This window comes from Paenibacillus sp. B1-35, assembly GCF_050474385.1.
Taxonomy (GTDB): Bacteria; Bacillota; Bacilli; order Paenibacillales; family Paenibacillaceae; genus Paenibacillus_B; species Paenibacillus_B alvei.
Window position 1 is genome coordinate 186,390 of sequence record NZ_JBCHVJ010000008.1, and the last position, 25,469, is coordinate 211,858.

The window sequence follows — 25,469 nt, forward strand, 5'->3', positions numbered from 1 at the left end:
AGGTTATTAAGTTAAGGAATTACGCGATATCACCTATGTTCGTTAACAATTTAGGGGGAACTGACACGATGGCCGATTCGAAGCTTACTAGCTTGAAGAAGGAAGTTGCGCCGTATGAACAGATCGATATGCGATCGAGCATTCGACAAATATGCAATACGATTTTGCCGCTTTTGGCTCTATGGTATGCCGCCTATGCAAGCCTTGCGGTATCTTACTGGTTATCGCTCGTGTTCGTCGTAATTGCGTCCGGCTTTGTCATTCGGACATTCATTATATTTCATGACTGCTGTCATCAATCATTTTTTAAGAGCCGGAAGGCAAACGATATACTTGGGACGATTACAGGGGTGATCACCCTTGTTCCGTACCAGCAATGGAAGCACAGTCACTCTATCCATCATGCCACAAGCAGCAACCTAGATAAACGGGGAATTGGCGACATGTGGGTGCTGACGGTTGAGGAGTACGAGGAGGCTCCCTGGTGGACGCGTTTTGTGTATCGTGTATACCGCAATCCGCTGGTTATGCTCTGCATCGGGCCGATTGCCATCTTCCTTATTGCGTATCGCTTCAATAGTAAAGGTGCGAAGCGTAAGGAGCGAGTGAATACGTACATTACGAATATTGCAATTGTAGTGTTATATACATTGCTGTGTTGGGCCATTGGTTGGCAGGCATTTCTAATGATCCAAGGGCCAATCTTCTTCTTGTCGGGCATGCTCGGCATCTGGCTGTTCTATGTGCAGCACCAATTCGAGGAGACGTACTTCGAGCATGAGGATGAATGGAGCTATGTGAAGGCGGCCGTAGAAGGAAGCTCCTATTACAAGCTGCCGAAGCTGCTTCAATGGATAACCGGCAACATCGGCTTCCACCATGTGCATCATCTGAGCCCGAAGGTGCCGAACTACAATTTGGAGAAGGCGCATGATGCGTCCATCCCGCTGCAGAAGGCAACGACGATCACCTTGCGTACGAGCTTGAAATCGTTCCGATTCCGACTATGGGATGAAGAGAGAAAGGTATTCGTTAGCTTCAAGGAACACAAGCAGTTGCTGCTGCAGAAATCAGGCCGCATTAGAAGTTCTATCAAGCCGGCTCCAAGAGCAGGCATGCAAGGGGAATAATAAGCACTGCCTGGCATCATTTATGGTAAGATACAATTAAATATGGCGTAAGGGAAGGAGGGGACAACCATGCAGAAATGGTACCATATATTTCACAGGAGTACGGGATTGAGCCCGTATGTATGGGTGGTCTTTTATATCCTTCCTTTTTATTTTATTTTTCGGGCCTCTTCACCGTATGAAGTTGTTATCGGAATCGTTATGATCCTAGCGTTCTTCGGCTGTTATGTGCTGTCGTTTGTATCAAAAGGCTGGTGGGTTTACTTTTGGACTGCCTTCCAAGTGATCATTTCGATTACAATGACCGTGCTGTTTGGGTATGTTTATTTTTCACTGTTCTTAGCGTTTTTTATTGGGAACATTCAACATAAGATCGGGTTTATTACGCTGTATACGATTCACCTTATAAGTACCATTGTGACAATTAATTATGGGTTTGTAACGAAGAACCCTGTGCTTATTACGCAGCTCCCGTTTGTCCTAGTCAGTATGATAGGAGTCATCCTCCTGCCTGTAACAACCTATAACCGCAATAAGCGGGATAAGCTGCAGGGGGAGCTGGAGGATGCCAACAAGCGGATTGCCGAGCTCGTTAAGCTGCAGGAGCGTCATCGCATTGCTCGTGATTTGCATGATACACTCGGTCAGAAGCTGTCATTAATCGGGCTGAAGAGCGACCTTGCAGGCAAGCTTATTCATAAACATCCCGGGCGAGCACAAGCGGAAATCAATGATGTGCGGCAGACCGCGAGAACGGCATTGAAGGAAGTGCGGGAACTGGTGACGCAAATGCGGGGGACGCGTCTGGAGGATGAACTGTTCCGCATCCAGCAAATTTTGAAGGCAGCTCAAATTGAGTTCAGGCTGGAAGGCGATAAGTTTACGAATATCTCTCTCTTGCATGAAAATGTACTCAGTATGTGCTTGAAGGAAGCCGTAACGAACATCGTGAAGCATAGCAATGCAACGGTCTGCTCGATTCAGCTTGAGACCTCTCCGACTGAGCATACTGTTAAGGTAAAGGATAATGGGATCGGAATAGACAGCAGCATTCAATCAACAGGGAATGGCTTGCTGGGAATGAAGGAAAGGCTTGAGTTTATTAACGCAAGTATGGACATTGTATGTGATCAAGGGACAACCATTATTATTCAAGTGCCGATCATAACGAAACAACCGCTTAAGGAGGTAGGGACGTGATACGAATTGTTATTGCGGAAGATCAGCGGATGCTGCTTGGAGCGCTAGCGTCTCTGCTGGATTTGGAAGAGGATATGAGTGTTGTCGGACGAGCAAGTAATGGAGATGAGGCTGTGAAGCTCGTTCATCAGCACAATCCGGATATTTGCCTGATGGATATTGAGATGCCGGGAAAAAGTGGGCTTGATGCGGCCGAGGAATTGAAGGGCTCCGATTGCAAGGTCGTCATTCTGACAACCTTTGCCCGTCCGGGGTATTTTGAGAGAGCTGTAAAAGCTGGCGCGAATGGATATTTGCTCAAGGACAGCCCGAGCGAGGAACTGGCAGACTCGATCCGCAATATTATGGCGGGCAGACGCATCTATGCTTCGGAATTGGTTGATGAGGCTTATGCAGAGGAAAATCCGCTGACGGAACGAGAGAAGGAAGTGCTCAGCCTGATTGCAGACGGAAAGAACACGAAGGAAATTGCCTCTGAGCTGTATATCACGACAGGAACCGTGCGCAACTATATTTCTGTTATTCTCGACAAGCTGAATGTGGGTAATCGTATTGAGGCGATTACGCGCTTTAAGGAGAAGGGCTGGTTCAAGTAAGCCGGATATCTATATCAATAGAGGAGTGCGCTCAATGTGCGACTCCTTTTTTTATGAAACCATAGCAGAATCTGAACAGTCTAATGAGTGAATATTCGATACGAGGTGATTGATAATGACGATTTCAAATCAGATAACAGCAATTCCGAAATTAGGTGTAGGAGCGGTAATTCGCAATCACCAAGGCGAAATTCTGCTGGTCAAGCGCAATCGGAATCCGGAAAAAGGGACATGGAGCATTCCTGGAGGCAAGTTGGATATGTACGAATCGTTAGAGGCATGCGTTATCCGTGAGGTGAAAGAGGAAGTTAACCTCGACATTACCGTAACCCAATTGCTTTGCACAGCGGAAACGATCCGTCCCGAAAATGAAGAGCACTGGGTGTCACTTATCTTCGATACGACGGTACAGGGAGGCGAAGCGCGAAATAATGAGGCAGACGGAGCAATCGGGGATATGCGCTGGTTCTCCCTGAACGAGCTGCCCGATCAATTGGCATGCTTCACGAAGCCGGCAATAGATAGATTACTAGGAAAAGTATAAGACTTGAATCTAGTTTCGTTTAAGTGGAACGAGTGAAAATATGTTGGGCGCAACATTTTCCGGGAAATAATGTGGTGGAGCGACAAAACAGAACAAAACTGCTATCAGCAACAGAATTCTTGTATCCTGTTACTGTTGTTATTTATCGAGGAACAATTGTTACGCTAACGGGCAGAAAAATTTTAAATACTGCAGAGCGCAAATACCGATCAAACTGTTGAAAAAGCTGAACTCTTCTCATGTAGAACAAAACCCATGGAAATAAACAGCTCTTATTTATACGGCATCAATCGGTTGTTTGCATGCAATACCGCAAAAAAGGTCATTGACACTCAGGATAGATAAGGATAATATTAACATATTAAATGTTAGTGAGCACTAACTATCTATTGTATCGTTCGAAGAGTACCAGGAAGGTGATCATGTGAAAGACAAGCAGACCTTGGACAGCAAAAGCAGGCTGATGCTCGCTGCCATCGACTTAATGGCTGAGAAAGGCTACAAGGGTGTATCGACCAAGGAAATCGCATCAGCAGCGGGCGTCAGTGAGATGACCTTGTTCCGCAATTTCGGGAGCAAACTCAATTTGCTGGAGAATGCGGTTGACCGTTATCATTATTCGGTTGAAATGACCCGGATCTTTAACGAGACAGTGACTTGGGATCTGAGGAAGGATCTGCTTGGGATTAGCCAGATGTATCATGAGATCATGGACCGTAATCGCAAATTGTTCCTCATCGTCTTAAGGGACGACGAATTGATCGAAATCCGTGAGAAGGCTCAGAAGCATCCGCGCAAATTGCTGGAACTGCTGACGCAATATTTTACCGACATGCAGAGTAGAAATCGAATGATTCAGATAGACGCAGAAACGCAGGCGATCACGTTTATGTGGATGAATTACGGAGCATTTATGACACAGCTATTTGGGGCGACGACGATTACGAAAGTATCCCATCAGGCATTTATAGAGTCGAGCATTGAGTTGTTCGTTAGGGGGGTGAGTCCCTGATAGTTTTGTGCGTTGTAAGTACGGACAATAAAAATGAGAGAAGGGATACGATGATAAGTAAAAGATCCACATCGAACAAGATTGTCGGTCTAACGGCTTCGATGGGCTATCAGGTAGGGGTTCGAAGAACGCTGTTGATCTCGCCAGAACGAGCATGGGCGTACCTAACCTCTGCCGAAGGCTTGAAGCTATGGATTGGAACCGTATCGCCCCTGTCCTTTAGCGTGGGGGAGACCTTTCGATCCGCAGAAGGCATTTCCGGCCAATTCCGGGTCGTCAAACCGTACCAGCAGCTCCGTTTACGATGGTCGAAGAAGGAGTGGGTGGAGCCGTCCACGCTGCAAATTCGGCTGCTGTCCAATCAACCAGACAAAACAACGATCAGTTTCCACCAGGAAAATTTGGATCACCCGGTTACGCGTGAGCAGATGAAGCTGCACTGGGAAGACGTATTGGCTGCAATTCGGGAGCAAACTTCCCAATCCTAATATGCCGATCAGTCCGACCTAATACGCGGTTTATTTCAAAGACCCTTGCGGCAACAAGTACAAGATGCTGGATCGGTTGAACTAATTTTGCGCAAGCAGAAGAACCCGCCCGTCAATCGCATAAGCAGGTTCTTTTTTCTTTTTTCAGGATCTTTCATTCCGTATATTCCTCATTCGAAGAACATATTGCTTCTTTCCTCATCGGCGATAGCCTGAATCTCTTCTGCTCCGATACTGATATAGATATAGCCTTCTTCCTCCTGCTTCTTCAAGGCACGCTCCTTCGTGAACTTCGGACTTGCCTCCCCAGCATCCTCATCATAGACGAGCAGAATGCCATCTGATTTGCGAAAGAGCAAGTCATCCCTTGCAATGAACTGCCACTTGCCGCTATAGGGCGCATTGCTTACCGTTCCATAATAATCAATGCCGCGCATAATTTCTTCAAAATAGGCCTGCTTCTCCTCGCTCCACTGTGCTTCTGGGTTGGCATACGCCGTTATGATTGAGCACTTCAATTGAGGATACTGACTCTTCAGCGAAATGGCAGTCTCGCAAGCCCATAAGTCGACTCCGTATTGTCCAGGAGTAATGACCCATTCCAGCCCTTCCTCCAGAAGGGGGATTAGCCGAGATTCAATAGCCTTGCGTATATAAGGAATGCCTTGATGCTTGTTGCTATAAATACCAAGCTCATGTGCTCGGTAGCCGGTGACAAGTAGATTTTTCAATGCATGAATCCTCCGAAGAACGTATATGTCTGTATAGGATGATTATAGACTGTACAGCCAGAAATGAATAAATTTTACGTTAACTAGGTCTAAATATCTAGTTTCCTCTACGGTTTTGACACATGTTTTAGTTCTAAAATCCCTGTTGCAGAGACGTATGCATTGGTTAATATGAGTAAGTGTACTAACATTTAGGGGGTAAAAATTTTGAAAAAATGGGTTGCACTATTATTGGGGGCAATATTAGTAGTAAGCATGACGGCTTGTGGAGATAAAAAAGACGCTGCCGGAACAAACAGCTCTTCTACAGCACAGACGACAACTGATACGGAGAAAAAAGAAGCTTCGCTTCCATCTGTCGATGAACTTATTCAAAAATCAATTGATGCAAGCAAATCGCTCAAGAATTTCGCTATGGAAGCCCAAATTAAGACGGATCTTACGATTAGCCAAGGGGAGCAGAAGCAAGAGCAAAATACAGAAATGAAGCTGAAAAGCGACATAACGAAAGAGCCGTTCAACCTGTATCAAGAAATGACAATGACCGTAACGGGACAAGGCGAGCAAAAGATTGTTCAGTATATTTCGAAGGATGGCATTTATTCGCAAATGAACGGGCAATGGACGAAGATGCCGGATGATATGAAGGCGCAAGTACTGGAAGGTGCCGAAAAAGGGGCAAGCCCGGAGCAGTCCTTGGAACAATTCAAATCGATTGCGAAAGATACGAAAGTATCCGAAGCAGGAAATGACTATATCTTGACTGCAGATTTGTCCGGTGACGGGATGAAGGAACTGGCGAAGTCGTTAATGAGCCAATCTGGTTCGAATAGCAACCCGCAAATGGCAGCGATGTTGGATCAAATGAATATTAAAAGCATTAAAATGACATATGGTGTGAACAAGGATACGCATCTCCCTACGAAATCTGATGTTGATATGACGATGGACGTAGAGGAGCAAGGCCAAAAAGTTGAAATTCATATGGTTATGAACAGCACGTTCTCCAAGCATAATGAGATTGGCGAAATTAAGGTGCCGAAAGAAGTATTGGACAGCGTAAAATAATTGCAAGTGCATATCCAAAACCGTCGAATCTATGGATTCGGCGGTTTTTTATTTGATGAATAGTCCTATCCTACTAGTTACTGTATCGGATTAGGGCTATGCTCACTTTGTCTGCTGTTATAGATTCGTTAAGATGAGAAAGGATTCTATTTTGGGAGGCAGACGATTTTGAAAAAGTGGAAGGCAGTACTAGTTGGGATCGTGGTAGTTCTAGGATTAACCGCTTGCGGCAAATCAACGCCTACGGCGGAAGAGTTGATTCAAAAGGCAACTGAGGCAGATAAGACATTGAAAAGCTATTCATTGGATGTTCATGTCGAGCAAGTAAATGCAGTTCAAGGCGATAGCAGTCAGGAACAAAAATCGGATATCAAAATCAAAACCGACTTCACAAAGGAGCCGCTTGGCTTCTATCAAGATACGTCTATTGTGTCTGACCAAACAAACCAAACAATTAAACAATATTTCGCCAAAGAAGGGGTATACTCTCAGGTTAATGGCGAATGGGCCAAGGTTCCAGATGAGTTGAAGAGCCAATGGGAAGCGAACATCAAAAGCCAAACAAGCTTGACGCAAAATTTGGACAAATTCAAGTCACTGGAGAAGGAAGCGAAAATCACTCTTGAAGGCAATGAGTATATGATGACTACGGATGTGTCCGGCGATAAGGGCAAGGAGCTGGCGAAGACGTTGTTGTCCGAGTCATCTGGCGCAGAAGCAGCAGAGGCGCTAGGCAAGATGAACGTCAAGACGCTTACGATGGCATATGGTGTGAACAAGGATAATTTCTTCCCTACGAAGAGTGACTTTACACTCGTGCTCGAAGGGGAAGAGAACGGACAGAAGATTTCAATCAGTATGAAAATGACAAGCACCATTTCTAAGCACAATGAAGTGGCCGAAATTAAGGTGCCGAAGGAAGTAGTAGATAACGCGGCTTAATCATCGTACGAATACATACCGCTGGATCCATCGGATTCAGCGGTTTTTTGCATATTCTTGACAGGACTAGCGTAGATCATGTATCATTTTCCTCGTAATACCATTTTATGAGGATAAGGATTAGAAAGGGGATGGCGGTATTGTCAACTGTTCTTCAACGGAAATTGGCTTAAGACGGGAGAAGTCTGCCCATTTTTAGCTTAACGCCAAATCGAAGAACAGTAGATAAAGAACCGATTCCTTTTTCATATACAAGTATGTCTCTAAGAAGCTTAGGCGCACGATCACTATGCAGAACAGCTGCAGTGCGACGTAACCTGAAGCTTTTTGGATGAATCTATATAGGGATATTTGTATAGGGCAAGGCGTTTGTTCGCCTTGCCCTATTTTGCATACCGAATTGAATAACTCTTTATTAGGCTGTTCTCTCGCTTGGCGTTGAGCATGATTATGCACACGTTAAAGGAGAGAATGAAATGAGTATGTTATCTGTAGAACAAGTAACCCATTACCATGGGGATAAGCGAATTTTTCTCGATATTAGTTTCCGCCTGCTACCAGGCGAGCATGCTGGAGTTGTTGGCAGCAATGGAGCTGGAAAATCAACCTTGCTGCGGATCCTATCTGGGGAGCTATTGCCCGATAAGGGCACTGTCGAATGGCTTCCTCATGTAAAGGTAGGCTATCTGCAGCAGCATATTGACCTACAGCCCGGCACGACAGTGTTAGGTTATTTACGGGGGGCATTCGGGCATTTGTATGCCATGGAGCAGAGCTTAATGGAGCTTGCGCACAAGATGTCAGAGGATGCCGAAAATCTCGATATGTGGCTTGCCAAGTACGGAGAGCTTCAGCATCGTCTTGAGCACTCAGGGTTTTACGATATTGAAGTGAAGCTGGAACAGATCGCCGCAGGCCTAGGGCTGCTTGATATTGGTCTGGATCGAGATGTCGAGAAGCTGAGCGGAGGTCAGCGGACAAAGCTGCTTCTAGGGAGATTGCTGCTGGAAGAGCCGCATGTTCTCCTGCTGGATGAACCGACGAACTATTTGGATGAGGTGCACATTGATTGGCTGAAGGGCTATTTGAAGGGGTATAAGGAAGCCTTCTTAGTTATCTCTCATGATAATTCCTTCTTGAATGAGATTGCCACATCGATCTTCCATGTCGAACACCAGAACATTAAGCGTTATGTCGGCAACTATGAGGCATTCCGCAGCGTATACGAGCTTAATAAACTCCAGCAGCACGAAGCGTACAGTAGACAACAGAAGGAAATCGCCAGACTCGAAGATTTTGTCCAGAAAAATAAGATTCGCAAGGCGAAGCAGGCTAAGAGCCGGGAGAAGATGCTGGAGCGTATGGAACCGATTGACCGCCCGATATCAGGCTTGAAGCCGCGATTTGAATTCCAAGTTAATATGGAGCCAGAGGGGACAATTATCAAGGCAGAGCGATTGCAGGTTGGTTATGCCAAGCCGTTGTGCAGGCCTTTGAATCTGTCCATGAAGCGAGGGGAGAAGATCGCGATTATCGGTCATAATGGCGTCGGCAAGACGACTTTGCTCAAAACCTTGCTTGGAGAATTATCACCATTACACGGTACCGTGCACCAAGGGGAACGAGTAAAGGTTGCCTATTTTGCTCAAGAAGTGTTCGTATCCGATGATACAGCCCTCGATCAACTATGTGCGTTCCGTACTGATCTGACGCAGCAGCAAATTCGCAAGCTGCTTGCGATGACTGGGCTAACGGAGGAGCATATTCGGCAGCCGCTCAGTTCGTTAAGCGGTGGGGAACAGGCTAAGGTGCGGTTATGTGAATTGATGCTGACAGATAGCAACGTACTCGTACTGGATGAACCTACGAATCACTTGGATGTGCGGGCGAAGGAGGCGCTCATTGAGGCGCTTCGCAGCTACAACGGTTCAGTGCTGCTGGTATCTCATGAGCCTGACTTTTATGCAGATTGGGTTACACAGGTGTGGTCGTTGAAATAAGGGCTGCTGGTTTACAGCTCGATCAACAGGGGGAGATTGCAGAATGCTGCAGTCTCCTTTTCTTCCTTTCATCGCGTTATGCAAAATTATACTATTCATATTTTATAACCGTGATATAATATTGGTTAAAATTAGGAAGGCGAGGTCGTGTGAATGCCACTTGAGACATTTACTGCTACTGCACATTTGCAAAAGGGTATGGTTGTAAAGGCCAGATCGAGAAATTTCGAGATAACGATTGATGAGCCCAAATCTTTAGGCGGTACGGACACGGCAATGAACCCGGTAGAAGTAGTGTTGTGTGCATTAGGCGCTTGCCAGTCCATTGTGGCGAGAGCATACGCCCGCAAGTTCAATATTGATTTGGAGCAATTTTTTGTTGAGCTCGAGGGGGATTTGGATACGGACGGCTTTATGAACAAGTCGGACGTCCGCCGAGGCTACTCCGAAATTCGCTACAACATTCATGTCAAGACCAGTGCTTCCTATGAGCAAGTCGAACAATTCGTGCAGTTCATTGAGCGCACCTGTCCGGTAGGAGATACGATCAGCGCACCTGTTCGTCTTGTATTGAATGACATTATTTTGGAGCAGGATACTCCACAGGTCATTTCATAAATTATGGTTTCCCTTAACCTTGGGCTTTGCTCTGTACAATGCGGCTGATTCCTCCTATGATGAAGAGAGACTACGACATGGAGGCAATTCAGATGAGCAATTCAATTCGGCTGAATGAAGATTTCAGCAATGGGCAATTGGACAACAGTTTGAAGTGGTACTCGCCGCCCCGGGATTGGGAAATCAATAAAGAAACAGCAAGACTCATTGTTCGTACTGCCAAAGAAACCGACTACTGGCAAAAGACGCATTATGGCTTTCAGGTCGATAATGGACATTTTCTATATAGGGAGCTGGAAGGGAACTTCAGATTGACGACGAAGGTCTGCTCGTATCCTGTACACCGTTATGACCAGGCAGGATTAATGGTTCGCTATTCGCCAGACACTTGGCTCAAAACATCTGTAGAGTATATCCCGGATGCCAGCAACAAGCTCGGCGCGGTTGTGACTAACCACGGCTATTCGGATTGGTCGACCCAAGAAGTCGATAACGGCGAGGCTCCGCTTTATTTCCGTATTTCACGAATCAGCAATGATTTTTATGTCGATTACTCGCTTGACGGTTCTGCCTGGAAGCAGCTCCGCATGACACATTTGTTCGAGCAGGAGTCCAAACCAATTCAAGTGGGCATCTATGCCTGCAGTCCGCAGGGCGAAGGATATGAGGCGCATTTTGATTACATAACGATTGAAGAACTTTCTGATGATCGCACGCAAGTATATGCGTAACTTGTTCTTGCACGAGACTGTTTTTCACGTTTATAAGCGAAATGGTATCCAGAGAGACCCTTCCTGATAAGGGTCTTTTTTTCTGTACAGGAAAAGGAAAAGGAAAAGGAAAAGAATGTGATGTTCGAATCTAATGACGGTATCCCCTCTGATTTTCCAGTCGTGGATTTCCAGTAGACTGCATTATGCTCTTTCGTGTTAATGCCTGAATGTTCCGCTTGGAATAAGTTGAATGCAGGGGCGTTTTCGTGCATAGTAGAGGATGAGGAAAGTTCGGAACTACTACAATAGAATGGGGATCAATCTTGAAAACGTTCAAAAAAGTATATATAGAGCTGACCAGCGTATGCAACCTGGCTTGTACGTTCTGCCCGCCGACGGAGCGCAAGGCGAACTTCATGAAGCTGGATGCATTCCATCATATTCTAGATGAGATTAAGCCGCATACGAAGCACATTTATTTGCATGTCAAAGGGGAGCCCCTGCTCCATCCGAAGATTGATGAAATATTGGACGCAGCCCATGAGAAGGGATTTAAGGTCAATATTACGACAAATGGGACGCTCATACGCAAGAACAAGCATAAGCTGCTTGGCAAGCCAGCGCTGCGCCAGATGAACTTCTCGCTCCACAGCTTCGATGGCCATATTGGCTCGGAGAACCGTGACAAATATCTTGCCGATATTTTGGAGTTCGTGCGTGAGGCTGAAGAGCATAAGGTCATTTTCTCGTTCCGGCTGTGGAATTTGACGCAAGATAATAAAACAAACATGGAGCGGAATCGCAACCGCGAGACGCTTGAAATTATCGAAAAAGAATTCAATTTGGACTTCCGAATTGAAGAGAAGATCGTTCCGGGCAGCGGTGTCAAAATTGCGGATCGTGTCTATTTGAATCAAGACCATGAATTTGAATGGCCGAGCTTGAATGCTCCTGAAGATGAAGGCAAAGGCTTCTGTCATGCGCTTCGCACACAAGCTGCGATATTGGTCGATGGTACAGTCGTGCCTTGCTGCCTGGATGGGGAAGGTGTCATTAACCTCGGTAACGTGAATCAGGACTCATTCTCAGAGATCGTCGAAAGTGAGCGAGCCAACAACCTGTTCTATGGATTCTCTCGCAGAGAAGCTGTGGAAGAGCTGTGCCGCAAATGCGGATATCGCAAACGCTTCGGCACATAGGACGATGGATTGGCGATCGAAACGAATAGAGGATCGAGGAGAGGAAAAGTTCTTTTTGGTTCGAGCATTACAAATATTGCAAGAAGCCCTTACCAACCGTACAAGGTGGATAAGGGCTTCTTTGGTTTTGGCTGCTTGTTTAAGGATTGCTTATTTTTTTATTCGCTGCTTGATTGAGGGGAACTGTAGGAGGCAGACATTTCAAGGGTTTATCAAAATGTTTCCAAGTTGTAAAATGTTGATATACGAACAACAGGAGAGAGATTTATCATGGGAAACAATGAATGGATGTTGATCGCGGTTGTTGTAATCGCAATTTTGCTTGGGATCTCGATCATGGCTGCGCTTCAAGGTAAGAAGTCACCGAAGAAGAACGGGAGAGCGTCCCAAAATCGGACAAAGAGAGGGACTATAAATAGAGCCTCAACACGTTGTCGAGAAGATGAAGCAATTTTATCAAGTAAGTTAGAGGATTTGACTGGGGTTGAGTTTGAGCGTCTGTTGGCCCTTTATTTCCGAGATCAAGGCTATGGGGTCACAGAGGTCGGGGTCGGCGGAAGCGACGGAGGCGTGGACCTTGTGATTACGGATCGACGAGGAGAGAAGACTGCTGTTCAAGCGAAATGCTATGCAAGTCACCATAAGGTTCCTGTGCAGACAGTTCGTGAACTCGTTGGAGCTAAGCGAAATCATGATTGTATTCTGTCCTTATTGGTTACGACTTCAGATTTGACTGGGCCAGCTAAGAAAGAAGCTGAGCAATTCAAAGTGGATTATTGGCATGGTGCACTAATTGAACAAAAGCTTCGTTCATGGGGGAAGTGGAATCCCGGCAAAAGAACTTCGAAGAAAAGCCGTCAGGAAATAGAAACTGCAAAAGCAGAGTGGAAGAAAGGTAGTAAGGAAAGTGCAGCAACTGCGTCAAAGACTTGTACTTGCGGCTCCCCAATGGTGAGAAGAAAAAGTAAGCAAGGACAAGCATTTTGGGGATGCTCAACCTATCCGAAATGCAGACATACGCAATCTATATGATGATACGCTAGGAAGCTTCAGGAACAGAATACATTTCTAACTTACTGATTGCCCGGATCAACTCGATGCGGGCGATTTTTTTATATCCTCTATACGTTTTTTAGAATTACCGTGTTACTATTAAGCATAGATATGGAAGTTGTCCATTCCATTCAGAAATCTTTACGAACTCATTTATTACTTCTTCAGAACAATTCCCCTATGATCCCAAGACATGTTGGATATGATAAGAACATCCAGGAAGAAGTACGAAGGGGAGAAGTCATATGAGTACGAACACCATTCAGGAAAAGTTTTTATTTTTGAAAACATTCATTCGATCACCTCGACAGATTGGGAGCATTATACCTAGCTCTAAGTTCCTTGCACAGCGCATGTTGGGCTCTGTAGCATGGCAAGAGATACAACATGTAGCTGAATTAGGTGCGGGCACAGGAGCAATTACCACATTCATTGATGCGGTGAAGCCGGATGCGGCAAAAGTTCTTTTATTTGAAAAAGATCCAATACTACTTGCCCGATTGACGAACAGTTTTCCAGACTACGCTTGTTATCCCGATGCTGGCGAGCTTGACAAAGTATTGGATCGAGAAAACATAAAGCAGCTGGATTGCGTGCTGAGTGGCCTTCCCTTCTACAACTTCCCACAGCAGCTAAGAGAACACCTCATTGGGCAAATTCATGCTTCACTTAAGCCAGGGGGATTATTCATCGCCTTTCAATATTCCCAGCAGATGAAGCCGCAGTTATCCCGTTATTTCGATATTCAAAACATCCACTTTGTACTCTTGAATGTCCCCCCAGCCTTTGTATATGTATGTCAGAAGGGCGATGCAGATTCGTAGATTCGGTAATCCGGGAGCATAGAAAAAGAAAATCGCGACGGCTGTGCATTTTCAATTTGGATTGGGAATGGACGGCTTTTTTGCGTAGGGGGACGAATAACTATCCACCTTATGGATTAAATATCCAAATCAGTATTTCATAGTCTTCACAATGCAGGAATGATATGGTATCACTATCATAAGGATCTGGAGAGGGTGCGCAGGAGGAAATTATGAATCTAGTACTGCATATGTTGAAATCACTATGCCTAAGCATTTTTGCATTACTTGTAGTTGTGCTTATCGTGTTATTTCCACGCAAGCTCGATATTGGCCTGCAAGGTTATAAGATGTCGGCAAGCTATCATTTCAGTTGGTCGCAGTATGCCGACAACATTACAGGCTTCCTGCACGGTGTCTTTGTAGATCATACCTTAGGAGTAACGCGTTATGAGGAGCCCATAGGTGCTGTAGTACAGACAGCGATCGGGAAAAGCTTGACGATTATCGTGATCGGCTTTTTACTAAGCTCGATACTTGGTGTCATGAAGGGGCTTGCAGACTATAAGCTATCCAAATCAAAATGGAATGCGATTGGGAACGGAACGACGTGGCTGTTTCAGTCCGTGCCTGACTTTATGGTTGTACTGCTTATTCAATGGTTTGTAATTCGGTATATGCCGTTTATTCATTTTTTTGAGCAAAAAGAGTGGTATGCTTTTCTTATTCCATCTGTACTTGTTTCCATATATCCGGCTATGTATATTGCTAGAATTACGAGTGCCGCCATTGCAGGACAAGAAGGCCAGATGTATATTCAGGTCGCGAAAGCGAAGGGCGTGGCGGAGCGAATGATTTTGTACAAGCATGTGGGCCGCAACAGCTTGGGGACGATATTGTCCCACTTGCCTTCCTTGTTCGGATACTTGCTGTCTAATTTACTAATGGTCGAATATTTAATGAGTTATCCGGGTGCAGCCTACCGTTTGTTCCAAGCGATTGATTATGATACAAGCTTTGGATCTGGTGAGAATTATGAGCCGGGCGTTATCATTGGAATCGCCTGCTGCTTCATGATTATGATTGTGCTCGTCCAGTGGATTTCCTTCATTGCGAAGCGTTCCGTTACACCGAGATCGAGATAAAGGAGTGTCCTCATTGAAAAACTATACCCTATGGATCGGTGGGGCGATGCTGGCCGTCATTCTCTTTGTCATGTTCCTCGGTCCGGAATTGCCGTTCATAGACAAGTCGCTGTCGCCTGAAAAACATAGATGGTCAGAGCAGGGCAAGCTCATGCTGCCTCCGTTCCAACCTTCGGATTTGAATTGGCTCGGCTCCGATAAGAATGGTGTCGACAACTTGAGCAAGCTTGTCGTGGGGACGAAGGAAACGATTTATATTGTATTTTGCATCGCTCTGCTGCGCTATATGATAGCAGTGCCTTTAGGTCTGTTTGCCTATAAGCAGAAGGGGATTGCCCATTGGATACTGACAAGTTTCAATCAAATCTTTACGTTTTTGCCTGTTATTTTCTCGGCTATTTTATTGCTTAGTATGCCTTTCATTCAATACTCGAGCAATCGCATCATGTGGGTGATTCCGATCTTGGCTCTGCTTGAAGTTGGACGGGTAGCATATATCGTGCAGCAGCAAGCGAACCATATCTCGCATGAACTGTTCGTGGAGGCAGGGGAGTCGCTGGGATTAAGCAGATGGCGCATGGTTCGCAATTATTATATGCCGTCGCTCGTTCCGGAAATCATCATAAACTTCTGTATTGATGTAGGCAAGGTTATGCTGCTTATTGGACAATTAGGCGTATTGAGTATTTTCTTGACGCATAACTGGGTGGAGGTTAATTACTTCACTATGAAGTTCCTGAATACGAGCATGAACTGGGTGTCTTTGCTGGCGGAGACACGCAGAGATATTTATGCAAGCAAATTTACCTTTGTCTTTTACCCAGCGCTCGCGATCCTGCTGACGGTGCTTACCTTCAATCTATTGGGAGAGGGCCTAAGACGTCATTTTAACCGCAGAATGGGATCGTATTTATAAAAGTGACCCGGGTAAGTAGTCTTGTGTAAACGAACCAGATTAAGACGAACAAAAAGATGTTCCCTTCATTGAGGGAGCATCTTTTTTAATGAAATGGAGATGACAAATCACAATTATGTTTGCGGACGGATATGAAATGAACATTGTGAACGCTGATGAAGTAAGCGTATGTAGGCGATAGGCGGACAATATTATCGACCTATTGGAGAAATTAAGAACCAACTCGGTAAGGAGAATCTCAACCTTCTATTGGGGAATGGAAAAGGGGCTCATCACTCGCAACCCATGTTGCAGCGACGATAGCCCCTTATGATTACTATGAAAATTTTGCAGTGATTAGTGCTTTATAACATTATCCCTTTTTGTTGATACCAGAAGCACTTACGGGTACGGGAGCGGTGCGCTGCGTCCAGAAGGCCAGACCCATCGTAGCGAGCAGCAGTATACCGGTGACCCAGAATACCATATGAATCGAGAAGATACCGCTAATTGCTCCCCCGACGAGCGGGCCGAGCATTCCGCCAAATTGATTCGCGGTCTGGTTCAAACTAAAAGCGCGTCCGCGGAAATCACTATCTGTTGTCCGCACTACGAGTCCATTTAATGCTGGGAACACAGCACAGAAGAAGATGCCATATGTAAAGCGAATAATCGAGAACCACCATATATTTTGGAACGGAATTTGAGCGAGTGTACCGATACCACCCGCAAGCAGGCCGATCAGAAGAACCTTCTGGAAGCCGATACGGTCGGCAAGCTTCCCCCATCTTGCTGCGAATAGAATACTTGCAATACCAACAAGCGAGAACACAAATCCTGCAACTAGGGAGGCGTCCTTCGCCGAATGTCCGATCTCCACAATATAGAGAGGCAGAACGGGTTCAATCGTCATGACCGAGAATTGAGTCAACAGAGACAGCAGAAGTACAATCATAAATGGACGATTGACAGATGCGATCCGAATGGTATTGACGATCGAGCCGCTATCCTTGGTAGGAACGAAGTTCTCCTCTTTCACCCAGAAAATTACGAGCAGTGTTGCGATCAAGCACAAGACACCTGCACATGCGAATGTCAGTCGGCTGTCGAATAGCTTCGATAGGATGCCGCCAAGGAGCGGGCCCATAATGGTCCCGGTCGCGGTGGCGGTCGCCATCATCGATAAGGCATAACCGACCTTCTTTTCCGGCGTACTCGTACCGACGAGCGCAATTGATCCCGGGATAAAGCCTGTCAGTAGACCTTGCAAGATGCGAATCACCAGCAGCTGGTGCTGATTTGTAACAAAGGCCAGCATGATGTACGTCACAAATAGCACAATTCCGGCTCGGATGATCATCGGCTTGCGACCGTATTTATCACCAATTGCCCCCCAGAACGGAGAGGAGATGGCACCAGCTAGAAATACGCTGCTGAATAAGATACCCGACCACAGCTCAATATGATCCTTTACACCAATCTGAATCAAAAAGAGCGGCAGGAACGGGACAACCATGGAAAAGCTTGATGAAACAATGAATGTACCAAACCATAGAATCCATAAATTTTTCTTCCATGTTTCCATTGGACTTTCACTCCTGTAGTTGTTTTCAGCAAGAGAGCGAATCCTTCGGAGTGTTTTCCTAGAATCTCGTTTCTATTTGCCTACTTCCTTTAGCACGAAACTATTATACACGACCCATCTATGAAAAGCTTACGTCGGCAGCATTTGCATCTTATTTCTCGTTGTAGCGTATGCTGGGAAATGTCGAATGGACTGCAACTTAGTAAGAATGGGCGATCCCAATAGAGACAGTGCATATGACTCTCTATAGCAGTTATCACTCATTTTGTGTGCTGCAACCCAATTCGAGAGTCGGCTCTGGCATCACTATGACGATAGCTAGACTGCGAAAAAAATAGAGCGCCCTCGTTCCTCGCGGGCGCTCTATTTTTTGGTACACCTCTAGCGTTCGCGAATCATACGGCAGACTACAAGCGAAGTGCTGCAAGATCGAAGGCAGGAACAAGACCTTCCTTCGCCGCGCGGCCAAGCAAAGCCTCGACCGCGGCATAGCCGTCTTCTCCTAAATCTCTCGTAAATTCATTGACGTACAGGTTAATATGGGCATCTGTTACTTCTGGGGACATCTCCTGTGCATGAGCCAACACGTATTCACGCGATGCTTCCGGATGTGCCCATGCATATTCGACGGATGCGCGAGCCCAGCCAGCAAGTGCATCCACATCAAGTGTGCGGCGGGCGATTATGGCGCCGAGCGGAATCGGCAATCCTGTATCAGCCTCCCACCAGTTGCCTAGGTCGGCGAGCATGGTAAGACCGTAGGATGGATAAGTGAACCGAGCTTCATGAATAACGAGTCCGGCATCAATGTGGCCATCGCGAACGGCAGGCATGATCTGATGGAACGGCATCACGACAATTTCCCCAACACCGCCAGGCACGTTCTGCGCTGCCCATAGACGGAACAACAAGTAGGCTGTGGAGCGTTCACTTGGAACTGCTACACGGCGGCCGGACAAGCTGGATGGGCTGGCTTGGGACGAAGTCCCTTCCTTCGTTAGGACAAGCGGCCCGCAGCCGCGGCCAAGCGCACCGCCACAAGGCAGAAGCGCATATTCGGACAGCACCCATGGCAGCGCAGCATACGATATTTTGAGTACATCCAATCCATTGCCGCTAGCAGCGAGATGGTTCGTGATGTCGATATCTGCATACGTGACTTCTAATTCCGGGGCACCCGGTATAAGACCATGCGCCCAGGCATGGAATACAAATGTATCATTTGGACAAGGGGAATAGGCAATCTTCATGTTTACAGCACCTCCGTTAATACAGCGCTGGCAGCTTCCAGTGATTCCAGCGCTTCTTGAATACGCCAAGCAGCACGATCGCGCGGGCCGACGGCGTTCGATATGGAACGAAGCTCCAGCACCGGCAAGCCAAATTCATGTGCTGCGGTAGCTACGCCATAGCCTTCCATCGCTTCAACGGCAGCACCGGGAATACGTACTGCCATGTGTGCCGCTGTTGCTGCCGAGCCTGTGACAGTTGCAACTGTTAGCACAGGGCCGGAGCGTGCTGGCAGATTCGCTGCTTGCAGTGCTGCCGTTGCGCGAGCAACAAGCTCAGCATCGACAGGGATGCGTGTGGAGCCGAATCCAAGCTCGTCCAGACTGATGAAGCCCTCCGGCGTCTCTGCGCCAAGATCGGCAGCAATGATGTCGCTTGCGACGACTAATGAGCCAATTTCAGCTTGCTCTGGAAATCCTCCGCCGATACCTGCGCATATGACGAGCCGATAATGCGATGAATTCGCGAGCGTCAGCGCCCGTGCCGTCCGAGCAGCGGCAGATGCGACACCTACTCCGCCGATGATAACGTCAAATTGCGGATGCTGTTGAAGACCACGCAATACAGCATCCCGTTCGGGCGCTACTGAGGTCACAATAAGTACGCGTCCGCCCGCATCTTGTGCAATCGCCTCATCGGTACATGTTGAGGCGGCTTTCATTTCCTTCATCATGTGTTTACTCCTTACCCATGCAAGACAAACGCTTCGTTCGCCGTTTATTGCATCCATGATTATTTAAAATTGATATACTTCATTCAAAGTATCTTGTTCATGAATTTCTGTAAAGAGCGGAATTACTTGCTGAATTCGTACAAGCTCAGCTTGATTTTTAGCTTGATTCATACATTATGTTTATACTAACATATTATACGGAGATTGATGAAGAGATGAAATGTCGGTAAAAATAACAGGTTTGGTCAGATGAATAACGCCATTCGAAGTGATTATCGGTTATGATAAACAAGGAATAAAACGATAGGCGAGTCAGATGTAGACGGCCGTTGGTTCGGAAGGAGTGGGGGGTACAAGTGGACACTCGGCGTTGGAGTGAGCAGCATGAAGTATCATCCGATAACTGTGATTATAAGCGGGATTGCCGCTTATCGACCTTGATGGAATGGATGCAGCGGGCAGGGGATTCCCACCTCGCAGCACATCAAGTATCGATGGATGAGTTGGTGAGCAGCGGTATGGCATGGATGTTGCTGACAGTTGACCTTGAACTGATGCGCACGCCGAAGTACGGTGATGTGCTTCAATTGGATACATGGCATAAGGGGGCCAAGGGTGTACAATGGCTGCGTGATTATGTTGCGTATGATGCAGAGCGGCAGTTAGTGGCACAGTCCCGCACCACATGGGCGCTTGTCGATCTGAACAAGCGGCGCATCTTGCGAGCCTCAGCGTTTCCTTATGACGTTCCGGTGAATGATAAGGATTCTGTAGGAGACATGCCGGAGAAAGTCGTGATACCGGATGAGACTCATCTTGAATTGTCGTACACGCTATACGTTAGACAGAGCAGCATTGATATGAACGGCCATTTGAACAATGCCAGATTTGCTGATATATGCTTGGATGCGATGACGCAAGAGGAATTGGAGCGAGGTGTGTCGCGCTTTCGAATTACGTACCATAAGGAAATCATTCTCGGGGATCAGGTAGATATATATCGATCTACTGCTGAAACGCTGCATGCAGAAGATAGCCGCTGCTTTATTCGCGGACAAGCTTCAGATGGCAGTACGCTGTTCGATGCGGAAGTTATTTATCGAGAAGGTTAGTTACTGGATAAGATGGTGCCGGATATTGGGGAGCGCTGACGTTGCGCTCCTCTTCTCATTGACCACGACATCAATCGTCAGATTCCTCAGATCACGTCGGCAAATTGATATTGTTGTCGAAAAAAGACACCGTCATCAAAATGATGATATGATACTATATTCCTGAATTTGGATTTACACCTTGGGGAGAGTGCCAAAATTGAAAAAAATAATCACAGCAGTTCTAGGGCTAGCCTTAACTTTTACAGTTGTTATACCGCAGGGGCAAGCTAATGCAGATGCGAGTTCATATGGGCTTATGGATACGAAGGCGTACCGCACTTACGTTCCAATACGCTATTTGAGCGATAAACTTCATTATCAAGTGACATGGGAGCCTGTGAGCAAGCGCATAGAGGTGGTAAGCGACGATAATTATCTGGAGATGACATTAGGTACGACGCAGGCATATGTCAATGGGGTTGATACGGAGCTGGATGCAGCCCCCTTCCGATCAGGGGGGACGACTTATGTTCCGGTACGAATCGTCAGCGAAGCGATGAGTCTGAACATGGAATGGGACAAGAACGGATCGGTTGTCCATTTTTGGAGTGGAGACAGTCATGTTCGCCTGCCTGTCGTTTCGAAGCAGCGGAGCAGCCAAGCATCATCGATTGAGAAGAGTAAGCGAGCATTCAAGGTTGGAAGCAAGCGGGTGTATGCCTCGATGCTGACCATAAATCTGCTGCATCCTCGTATTCGTCTCGGCGTAGGAGTTGGTTACGGAGGAGAGGGCTCGGTCGATAACCTCAAGCATATGGCACAGCGTAATTATGCCGTAGCTGCGATAAATGGGGGCTATTTTGATGCCTACTCTAAGACTAAGGTGAGAGTCCCGTATGGCTATGTAGTTAGAAATGGAAGAATGATACATAATGGCTCTGGTGATAAACGGAGTGTGCTTGTGTTTACGAAGGGGAATCAGGTAGAGATGATCCCGGGAGAATCGTTCTTGGAGCGATTTAATGAAGGAGATGTGCAAGGAGCGCTGCAGGTAGGGCCGCGTCTTCTTACAGATGGCAAGATCACCGTCAATCTGAAAGGCGAGGGATTTAAAGACCCTAAAATATTGAAGCACAGCAGTATACGCAGTGCGGTTGGTCTAACGAAGGATTACAAGCTAATTATCTTGACTACATCTAGTGCTACGATTCCAGAGCTTGCTAGAGTGATGAAGCAGGCTGGCGCTTATCAGGCTATGAATTTGGATGGCGGGGCATCCAGTGGCCTTTATTACAATGGAAGATATATGACATACCCTGGGCGCAGCATTAGCAATGCGCTGCTTATTTTCAAATAAAAAGCATGATGAATGACAGCCGCAATTTGCTATATTAGCAGATTACGGCTGTTACTATATACTAATCTACCTTGGCTCCATATGCCTTAGCAAATGCAACGGCTTGGAACATATCAATTCGGACTTTAGCAAGATCCAGCGCTTTGAAATTCACTCCGCTCATATCAGCCCCTCGCAGATCTGCACCTGTAAGCTTAGTTTTGGTAAGATTTGTGCGGGTTAAGTCGGCATCCCGCAGGTCAGCTTTCTCCAGCTTGCTTTCTGTTAGATCCGCTTCCATGAAACGAACACTGCGCAAATCCTGCCTCGTAAAATTCGCATGGCGCAAATTTGTATACGACCAATCTCCTCCGTTGATCGTAATGCCGTCCCATAATACATTGGTGAAATCAGTCCCTACCATTTTACATTCTTCAAATTTTGCTGCGAATAAATTAACTCCTGTAAATCGGCAATTCGTAAACGCGCTTCGCGTATGGATAGAGCCATTAAGTATAGCTCCAGTGAAGTCACAGTCAATAAATTGGCAGCCTGTTGTCAATGCTCCGGCCAGTTGAGCGCCTCGAAAACGGCAGGAGGTAAACGTGCAGTTGCGAAGCTCAGACTCGCTCCAATTCACATAGCTGAAATCGTTGCCGTTATAATGTTCTTCTATATAAGTTGTCATAGGGTTACTCCTTTGTAGATTACATTACGTACGATGTATATCATCTATTTATGTATTCATCGTAACAAGGAAATCTGCCTGCTTGCAATGCATCTGTTAGGAACGAACCCAACAAAGGATACGATTATGAAAAAATCCATTCGACATTCTTTTTTCGACAGTCATCTCGCAATTGTTTCGTATATACTATCACTATGTCTTCTCCCTCACATTGATCGACACATAAGTGGCATGAGCGGGCATTTTCAACAAGATCCCTGTACTTCATTATATTTTTTGGAGACGCGTATCAGAATTGGTTCGATTTCCAGATTATAAGAAGGATTTTACATATTTTTGTTGAAGTATTGCCCTTATCGGATATGGAATGATCCTTGAATACATGCAGAGGTGTGAAATGGGATTTAGAAACTGGATCACGCGAGGTATTTTCATTGGCCTCATTCTATTGGTTATTGGAGCAATAACATTCCCTTCTCTATTATCCACACAACCAGAACCCTCAAAAATCACGCTTACCCAATGGGATGTAATATGGGAGCAGCGGCAAAGCGCATGGAAGGACATTAAAAGCAGAGTAGAGGGATGGAAGCCTGTTGATATTCAAACTAACATTCCGTTGAAGCCCCAAGGAAACCAATCTGCTTGGTATCGAATATCAATTCCCTCTGTCCATTGGGAGCAACCCGGATTATACATAAGTATGTTATACGGATTTAGTGTAGATGTATATTCGGAGGAAGGAAGAAGACTATACCATTCTGCACGCGATTATGGATCTGATGTTTTTCAGGTCTTAGTACCGATAAAACCCTCTTCAAGCGGGCAGCACATCTACATTCACGCATTTTCAACAGTTGAACGAATAGGGATTCAAAAACCAGTTATTATTGGCGATTATCAAGACATTATACAAGATTATGCGAGCCAAGGGCTTATTGATATCCTACTAGGAAGCTCCTTGATATTTGTCGCCCTCGTGATGTTCATCTGTGTCCTATGTCTTCGCAACATTGACTTACCGAGCTGGTTGTCTCTGAATATTGTTATATTGTGTGCGGGTATTATTATGATCACGCATTCAAAATTTATTTATATTTTTTTCGGAGAATATGGAAGGTATACTGTTCGCTTATTCGATATAGCCATGCAATTTCTCTTTCCTGCGTTAACCTATTATTTTGAACAAATTACCGGTCCTGGACCGTATTCTCTAACCTCTAAAATCCGAAAGTTTCAAATAGGATATGGAATCCTTATGCTTTTGGGCGTGATTTTCATATCCCCTATGAACAATCAATTTTACGGCGTCTTTTATTTTCTTACAGTTACTGTGTATGCCATTATTATTGTCCTGCAGTTGTGTTTGCTAGTTGGTCTATCGATTGTATATGCTGTTCGAAAAAATGTGGATGCAATATTGTTTGCGATTGGCTTTATTGTTTTTGCTGTAGTGACATTAGGAGAATTAGTTTGGTTTTTGGTTCGATCTGGTCAATATGAACTTACCATTTGGAAATGGGGCGTTGTGGCTTTTGTTATTGCCTTTATTATGATTATGGGCAGACGAATTGTTGCCAACCATGAACAAGTAATTGAGTATTCCAAAGAGCTAGAAATGTACAACGGTAAGCTGCAGCACTCCGAAAAGATGCACATCATCAGTGAACTTGCGGCTTCTGTAGCCCATGAAGTACGTAATCCGCTCCAAGTGACCCGAGGATTCCTTCAACTTCTGCGAAATCATTCCGATGACAAGGAAAAGGAATACGTGAAGCTAGCCTTAACTGAGCTTGATCGGGCTTCAGGAATAATAACTGATTTTCTAACTTTCGCGAAGCCGGAGCTGGAGGATGTTGTGATTCTGGATGTTGGGGATGAGCTCAGGCAAATAGAAGGGATACTGACTCCGCTTGCAAATATGCAGGGTGGAGTCATAGATCTGGACGTAGAACTAGATCTGTTTATTTACGGAAACTCTTCTAAGTTCAAGCAAGTCTTTATCAATCTGATCAAGAATAGCATCGAAGCACTGCAGGATGGAGGAGCAATTCGAATTGAGGGGTATGCAGCAGAGGGGAATATTATCATTTGCGTCAAGGACACTGGCATTGGTATGGATAATCAGGAGATTGCTAGATTAGGTGAACCTTACTTCTCAAACAAGACAAAGGGGACAGGGTTAGGTCTAATGGTTACCTTCCGAATTATAGAAGTTATGAAAGGAAGTATTCATTTTTATAGCGAAAAATGGAAGGGGACGGAAGCAGTTGTGCGCTTCCCCGCAGCATTTGAGGAGCCGCCTCTATCGTTACATAGTGGGGCATAAAATAGATTAATTAGAGAGAAAGGGCATCCCACAAGTCATGAGAATGATAGGGAAGCCCATTTTCGAGGAAGGAAAAATGGATTACCAGAAAAAACGCCGAACATTGTCGGTAGGAAGTATTTCTGCCGGGTTTGGAGGAATGACGAGGATGAAGTGATCTTTTGTTTCTTCCTGAGTCGTCAATTCAACATGGTCAGGAATTGAAATGCCCAGTAGTTCTTTAATAGCTGCTTTCGGATTAGACAGCAATCGTTCCTTAAATGAGGGATCTTCCCAAGCTTTGTGAATGATTTGGTTTTTAAGTAGTTGATCCGCAGAAACCATGTGTACCCCTCCT

The 25,469-nt window shown here is 45.8% G+C and carries 25 protein-coding genes; 19 read left to right on the forward strand and 6 right to left on the reverse strand.

Annotated features, from left to right (window positions below; translation table 11 throughout):
* Positions 1-68 precede the first annotated feature (68 nt).
* From ACQ5BJ_RS23370 to ACQ5BJ_RS23395, 6 genes are all read left to right on the forward strand, one after another.
* Entirely contained in the window at positions 69-1,130 is a 1,062-nt protein-coding gene (locus ACQ5BJ_RS23370) for a fatty acid desaturase (protein WP_430112600.1), read from the forward strand.
* 69 nt (positions 1,131-1,199) lie between these two features.
* Positions 1,200-2,330, forward strand: a complete 1,131-nt coding sequence (locus ACQ5BJ_RS23375; protein ID WP_430053917.1) for a sensor histidine kinase — start codon at positions 1,200-1,202, stop codon at positions 2,328-2,330.
* Positions 2,327-2,926, forward strand: a complete 600-nt coding sequence (locus tag ACQ5BJ_RS23380) for a response regulator transcription factor (RefSeq protein WP_005542897.1) — start codon at positions 2,327-2,329, stop codon at positions 2,924-2,926. Before ACQ5BJ_RS23375 ends, ACQ5BJ_RS23380 begins: the two co-directional genes overlap by 4 nt.
* A 115-nt stretch (positions 2,927-3,041) precedes the next feature.
* Positions 3,042-3,470 carry an NUDIX domain-containing protein gene (locus tag ACQ5BJ_RS23385; protein WP_430112603.1) on the forward strand — a complete coding sequence of 143 codons (429 nt, stop codon included), beginning with the start codon at positions 3,042-3,044 and terminating at the stop codon, positions 3,468-3,470.
* 424 nt (positions 3,471-3,894) lie between these two features.
* Complete coding sequence (locus tag ACQ5BJ_RS23390) at positions 3,895-4,482, forward strand: TetR/AcrR family transcriptional regulator (protein WP_430112605.1); 588 nt, start codon at positions 3,895-3,897, stop codon at positions 4,480-4,482.
* Between the two features lie 50 nt (positions 4,483-4,532).
* Entirely contained in the window at positions 4,533-4,970 is a 438-nt protein-coding gene (locus tag ACQ5BJ_RS23395) for an SRPBCC family protein (RefSeq protein ID WP_289354737.1), read from the forward strand.
* Between the two features lie 170 nt (positions 4,971-5,140).
* Here ACQ5BJ_RS23395 and ACQ5BJ_RS23400 read toward each other — a convergent pair whose 3' ends face one another.
* Positions 5,141-5,701 carry a DUF1273 domain-containing protein gene (locus ACQ5BJ_RS23400; protein WP_005542891.1) on the reverse strand — a complete coding sequence of 187 codons (561 nt, stop codon included), beginning with the start codon at positions 5,699-5,701 and terminating at the stop codon, positions 5,141-5,143.
* 207 nt (positions 5,702-5,908) lie between these two features.
* On the opposite strand from ACQ5BJ_RS23400, the gene ACQ5BJ_RS23405 reads away from it, so the two are divergent.
* From ACQ5BJ_RS23405 to ACQ5BJ_RS23450, 10 genes are all read left to right on the forward strand, one after another.
* The gene (locus ACQ5BJ_RS23405; protein WP_163976778.1) at positions 5,909-6,769 is read left to right on the forward strand and encodes a DUF6612 family protein; all 861 of its coding nucleotides are present in this window, start codon (positions 5,909-5,911) and stop codon (positions 6,767-6,769) included.
* 168 nt (positions 6,770-6,937) lie between these two features.
* The gene (locus ACQ5BJ_RS23410; RefSeq protein ID WP_005542889.1) at positions 6,938-7,711 is read left to right on the forward strand and encodes a DUF6612 family protein; all 774 of its coding nucleotides are present in this window, start codon (positions 6,938-6,940) and stop codon (positions 7,709-7,711) included.
* A gap of 476 nt (positions 7,712-8,187) precedes the next feature.
* On the forward strand, positions 8,188-9,711 hold the full coding sequence (locus ACQ5BJ_RS23415) for an ABC-F family ATP-binding cassette domain-containing protein (RefSeq protein WP_430112609.1): 1,524 nt from the start codon (positions 8,188-8,190) through the stop codon (positions 9,709-9,711).
* 153 nt (positions 9,712-9,864) lie between these two features.
* Positions 9,865-10,329 (forward strand): OsmC family protein, encoded by a 465-nt coding sequence (locus ACQ5BJ_RS23420; RefSeq protein WP_430112611.1) that lies wholly within the window; start codon positions 9,865-9,867, stop codon positions 10,327-10,329.
* A 92-nt stretch (positions 10,330-10,421) separates the two neighbouring features.
* Complete coding sequence (locus ACQ5BJ_RS23425; RefSeq protein ID WP_289354740.1) at positions 10,422-11,060, forward strand: DUF1349 domain-containing protein; 639 nt, start codon at positions 10,422-10,424, stop codon at positions 11,058-11,060.
* 305 nt (positions 11,061-11,365) lie between these two features.
* The gene (locus ACQ5BJ_RS23430) at positions 11,366-12,241 is read left to right on the forward strand and encodes a radical SAM/SPASM domain-containing protein (RefSeq protein ID WP_005542881.1); all 876 of its coding nucleotides are present in this window, start codon (positions 11,366-11,368) and stop codon (positions 12,239-12,241) included.
* Positions 12,242-12,511: 270 nt separating this feature from the next.
* Positions 12,512-13,273, forward strand: a complete 762-nt coding sequence (locus ACQ5BJ_RS23435) for a restriction endonuclease (RefSeq protein ID WP_005542879.1) — start codon at positions 12,512-12,514, stop codon at positions 13,271-13,273.
* Between the two features lie 266 nt (positions 13,274-13,539).
* Entirely contained in the window at positions 13,540-14,118 is a 579-nt protein-coding gene (locus tag ACQ5BJ_RS23440; protein WP_005542878.1) for a class I SAM-dependent methyltransferase, read from the forward strand.
* Between the two features lie 212 nt (positions 14,119-14,330).
* On the forward strand, positions 14,331-15,242 hold the full coding sequence (locus ACQ5BJ_RS23445) for an ABC transporter permease (protein ID WP_005542876.1): 912 nt from the start codon (positions 14,331-14,333) through the stop codon (positions 15,240-15,242).
* A 4-nt stretch (positions 15,243-15,246) separates the two neighbouring features.
* Complete coding sequence (locus tag ACQ5BJ_RS23450) at positions 15,247-16,158, forward strand: ABC transporter permease (protein WP_430112615.1); 912 nt, start codon at positions 15,247-15,249, stop codon at positions 16,156-16,158.
* Between the two features lie 352 nt (positions 16,159-16,510).
* Here the strand turns inward: ACQ5BJ_RS23450 and ACQ5BJ_RS23455 are convergent, their stop codons facing one another.
* The 3 genes from ACQ5BJ_RS23455 to ACQ5BJ_RS23465 form a co-directional block, all read right to left on the reverse strand.
* The gene (locus tag ACQ5BJ_RS23455) at positions 16,511-17,722 is read right to left on the reverse strand and encodes an MFS transporter (RefSeq protein ID WP_005542872.1); all 1,212 of its coding nucleotides are present in this window, start codon (positions 17,720-17,722) and stop codon (positions 16,511-16,513) included.
* Between the two features lie 407 nt (positions 17,723-18,129).
* Positions 18,130-18,972: a 1,4-dihydroxy-6-naphthoate synthase gene (locus ACQ5BJ_RS23460; protein ID WP_005542870.1), complete on the reverse strand. Its 843-nt coding sequence runs from the start codon at positions 18,970-18,972 to the stop codon at positions 18,130-18,132.
* 2 nt (positions 18,973-18,974) lie between these two features.
* Complete coding sequence (locus ACQ5BJ_RS23465; protein WP_430112695.1) at positions 18,975-19,682, reverse strand: futalosine hydrolase; 708 nt, start codon at positions 19,680-19,682, stop codon at positions 18,975-18,977.
* A gap of 359 nt (positions 19,683-20,041) precedes the next feature.
* Between ACQ5BJ_RS23465 and ACQ5BJ_RS23470 the strand changes: the two genes are divergently transcribed.
* Both ACQ5BJ_RS23470 and ACQ5BJ_RS23475 read left to right on the forward strand, forming a co-directional pair.
* Complete coding sequence (locus ACQ5BJ_RS23470) at positions 20,042-20,797, forward strand: acyl-[acyl-carrier-protein] thioesterase (protein WP_005542867.1); 756 nt, start codon at positions 20,042-20,044, stop codon at positions 20,795-20,797.
* A 199-nt stretch (positions 20,798-20,996) separates the two neighbouring features.
* Positions 20,997-22,136 carry a phosphodiester glycosidase family protein gene (locus ACQ5BJ_RS23475; RefSeq protein WP_268598272.1) on the forward strand — a complete coding sequence of 380 codons (1,140 nt, stop codon included), beginning with the start codon at positions 20,997-20,999 and terminating at the stop codon, positions 22,134-22,136.
* A 61-nt stretch (positions 22,137-22,197) separates the two neighbouring features.
* Here the strand turns inward: ACQ5BJ_RS23475 and ACQ5BJ_RS23480 are convergent, their stop codons facing one another.
* Entirely contained in the window at positions 22,198-22,803 is a 606-nt protein-coding gene (locus ACQ5BJ_RS23480; RefSeq protein ID WP_005542863.1) for a pentapeptide repeat-containing protein, read from the reverse strand.
* A 1,258-nt stretch (positions 22,804-24,061) separates the two neighbouring features.
* Here ACQ5BJ_RS23480 and ACQ5BJ_RS23485 point away from each other — a divergent pair.
* Positions 24,062-25,132 carry a sensor histidine kinase gene (locus ACQ5BJ_RS23485; protein ID WP_262866349.1) on the forward strand — a complete coding sequence of 357 codons (1,071 nt, stop codon included), beginning with the start codon at positions 24,062-24,064 and terminating at the stop codon, positions 25,130-25,132.
* Between the two features lie 81 nt (positions 25,133-25,213).
* Here ACQ5BJ_RS23485 and ACQ5BJ_RS23490 read toward each other — a convergent pair whose 3' ends face one another.
* Complete coding sequence (locus tag ACQ5BJ_RS23490) at positions 25,214-25,456, reverse strand: NHLP leader peptide family RiPP precursor (RefSeq protein WP_163976750.1); 243 nt, start codon at positions 25,454-25,456, stop codon at positions 25,214-25,216.
* Positions 25,457-25,469: the final 13 nt, after the last annotated feature.

Excerpts from the sequence above, each read along its gene's own strand:
- ACQ5BJ_RS23370 (WP_430112600.1), top strand. The coding sequence starts at position 69 with ATGGCCGATTCGAAGCTTACTAGCTTGAAGAAGGAAGTTGCGCCGTAT.
- ACQ5BJ_RS23375 (WP_430053917.1), top strand. The coding sequence starts at position 1,200 with ATGCAGAAATGGTACCATATATTTCACAGGAGTACGGGATTGAGCCCG.
- ACQ5BJ_RS23385 (WP_430112603.1), top strand. The coding sequence starts at position 3,042 with ATGACGATTTCAAATCAGATAACAGCAATTCCGAAATTAGGTGTAGGA.
- ACQ5BJ_RS23395 (WP_289354737.1), top strand. The coding sequence starts at position 4,533 with ATGATAAGTAAAAGATCCACATCGAACAAGATTGTCGGTCTAACGGCT.
- ACQ5BJ_RS23415 (WP_430112609.1), top strand. The coding sequence starts at position 8,188 with ATGAGTATGTTATCTGTAGAACAAGTAACCCATTACCATGGGGATAAG.
- ACQ5BJ_RS23420 (WP_430112611.1), top strand. The coding sequence starts at position 9,865 with ATGCCACTTGAGACATTTACTGCTACTGCACATTTGCAAAAGGGTATG.
- ACQ5BJ_RS23425 (WP_289354740.1), top strand. The coding sequence starts at position 10,422 with ATGAGCAATTCAATTCGGCTGAATGAAGATTTCAGCAATGGGCAATTG.
- ACQ5BJ_RS23435 (WP_005542879.1), top strand. The coding sequence starts at position 12,512 with ATGGGAAACAATGAATGGATGTTGATCGCGGTTGTTGTAATCGCAATT.
- ACQ5BJ_RS23440 (WP_005542878.1), top strand. The coding sequence starts at position 13,540 with ATGAGTACGAACACCATTCAGGAAAAGTTTTTATTTTTGAAAACATTC.
- ACQ5BJ_RS23445 (WP_005542876.1), top strand. The coding sequence starts at position 14,331 with ATGAATCTAGTACTGCATATGTTGAAATCACTATGCCTAAGCATTTTT.
- ACQ5BJ_RS23455 (WP_005542872.1), bottom strand. The coding sequence starts at position 17,722 with ATGGAAACATGGAAGAAAAATTTATGGATTCTATGGTTTGGTACATTC.
- ACQ5BJ_RS23460 (WP_005542870.1), bottom strand. The coding sequence starts at position 18,972 with ATGAAGATTGCCTATTCCCCTTGTCCAAATGATACATTTGTATTCCAT.
- ACQ5BJ_RS23465 (WP_430112695.1), bottom strand. The coding sequence starts at position 19,682 with ATGAAGGAAATGAAAGCCGCCTCAACATGTACCGATGAGGCGATTGCA.
- ACQ5BJ_RS23480 (WP_005542863.1), bottom strand. The coding sequence starts at position 22,803 with ATGACAACTTATATAGAAGAACATTATAACGGCAACGATTTCAGCTAT.
- ACQ5BJ_RS23485 (WP_262866349.1), top strand. The coding sequence starts at position 24,062 with ATGCTTTTGGGCGTGATTTTCATATCCCCTATGAACAATCAATTTTAC.
- ACQ5BJ_RS23490 (WP_163976750.1), bottom strand. The coding sequence starts at position 25,456 with ATGGTTTCTGCGGATCAACTACTTAAAAACCAAATCATTCACAAAGCT.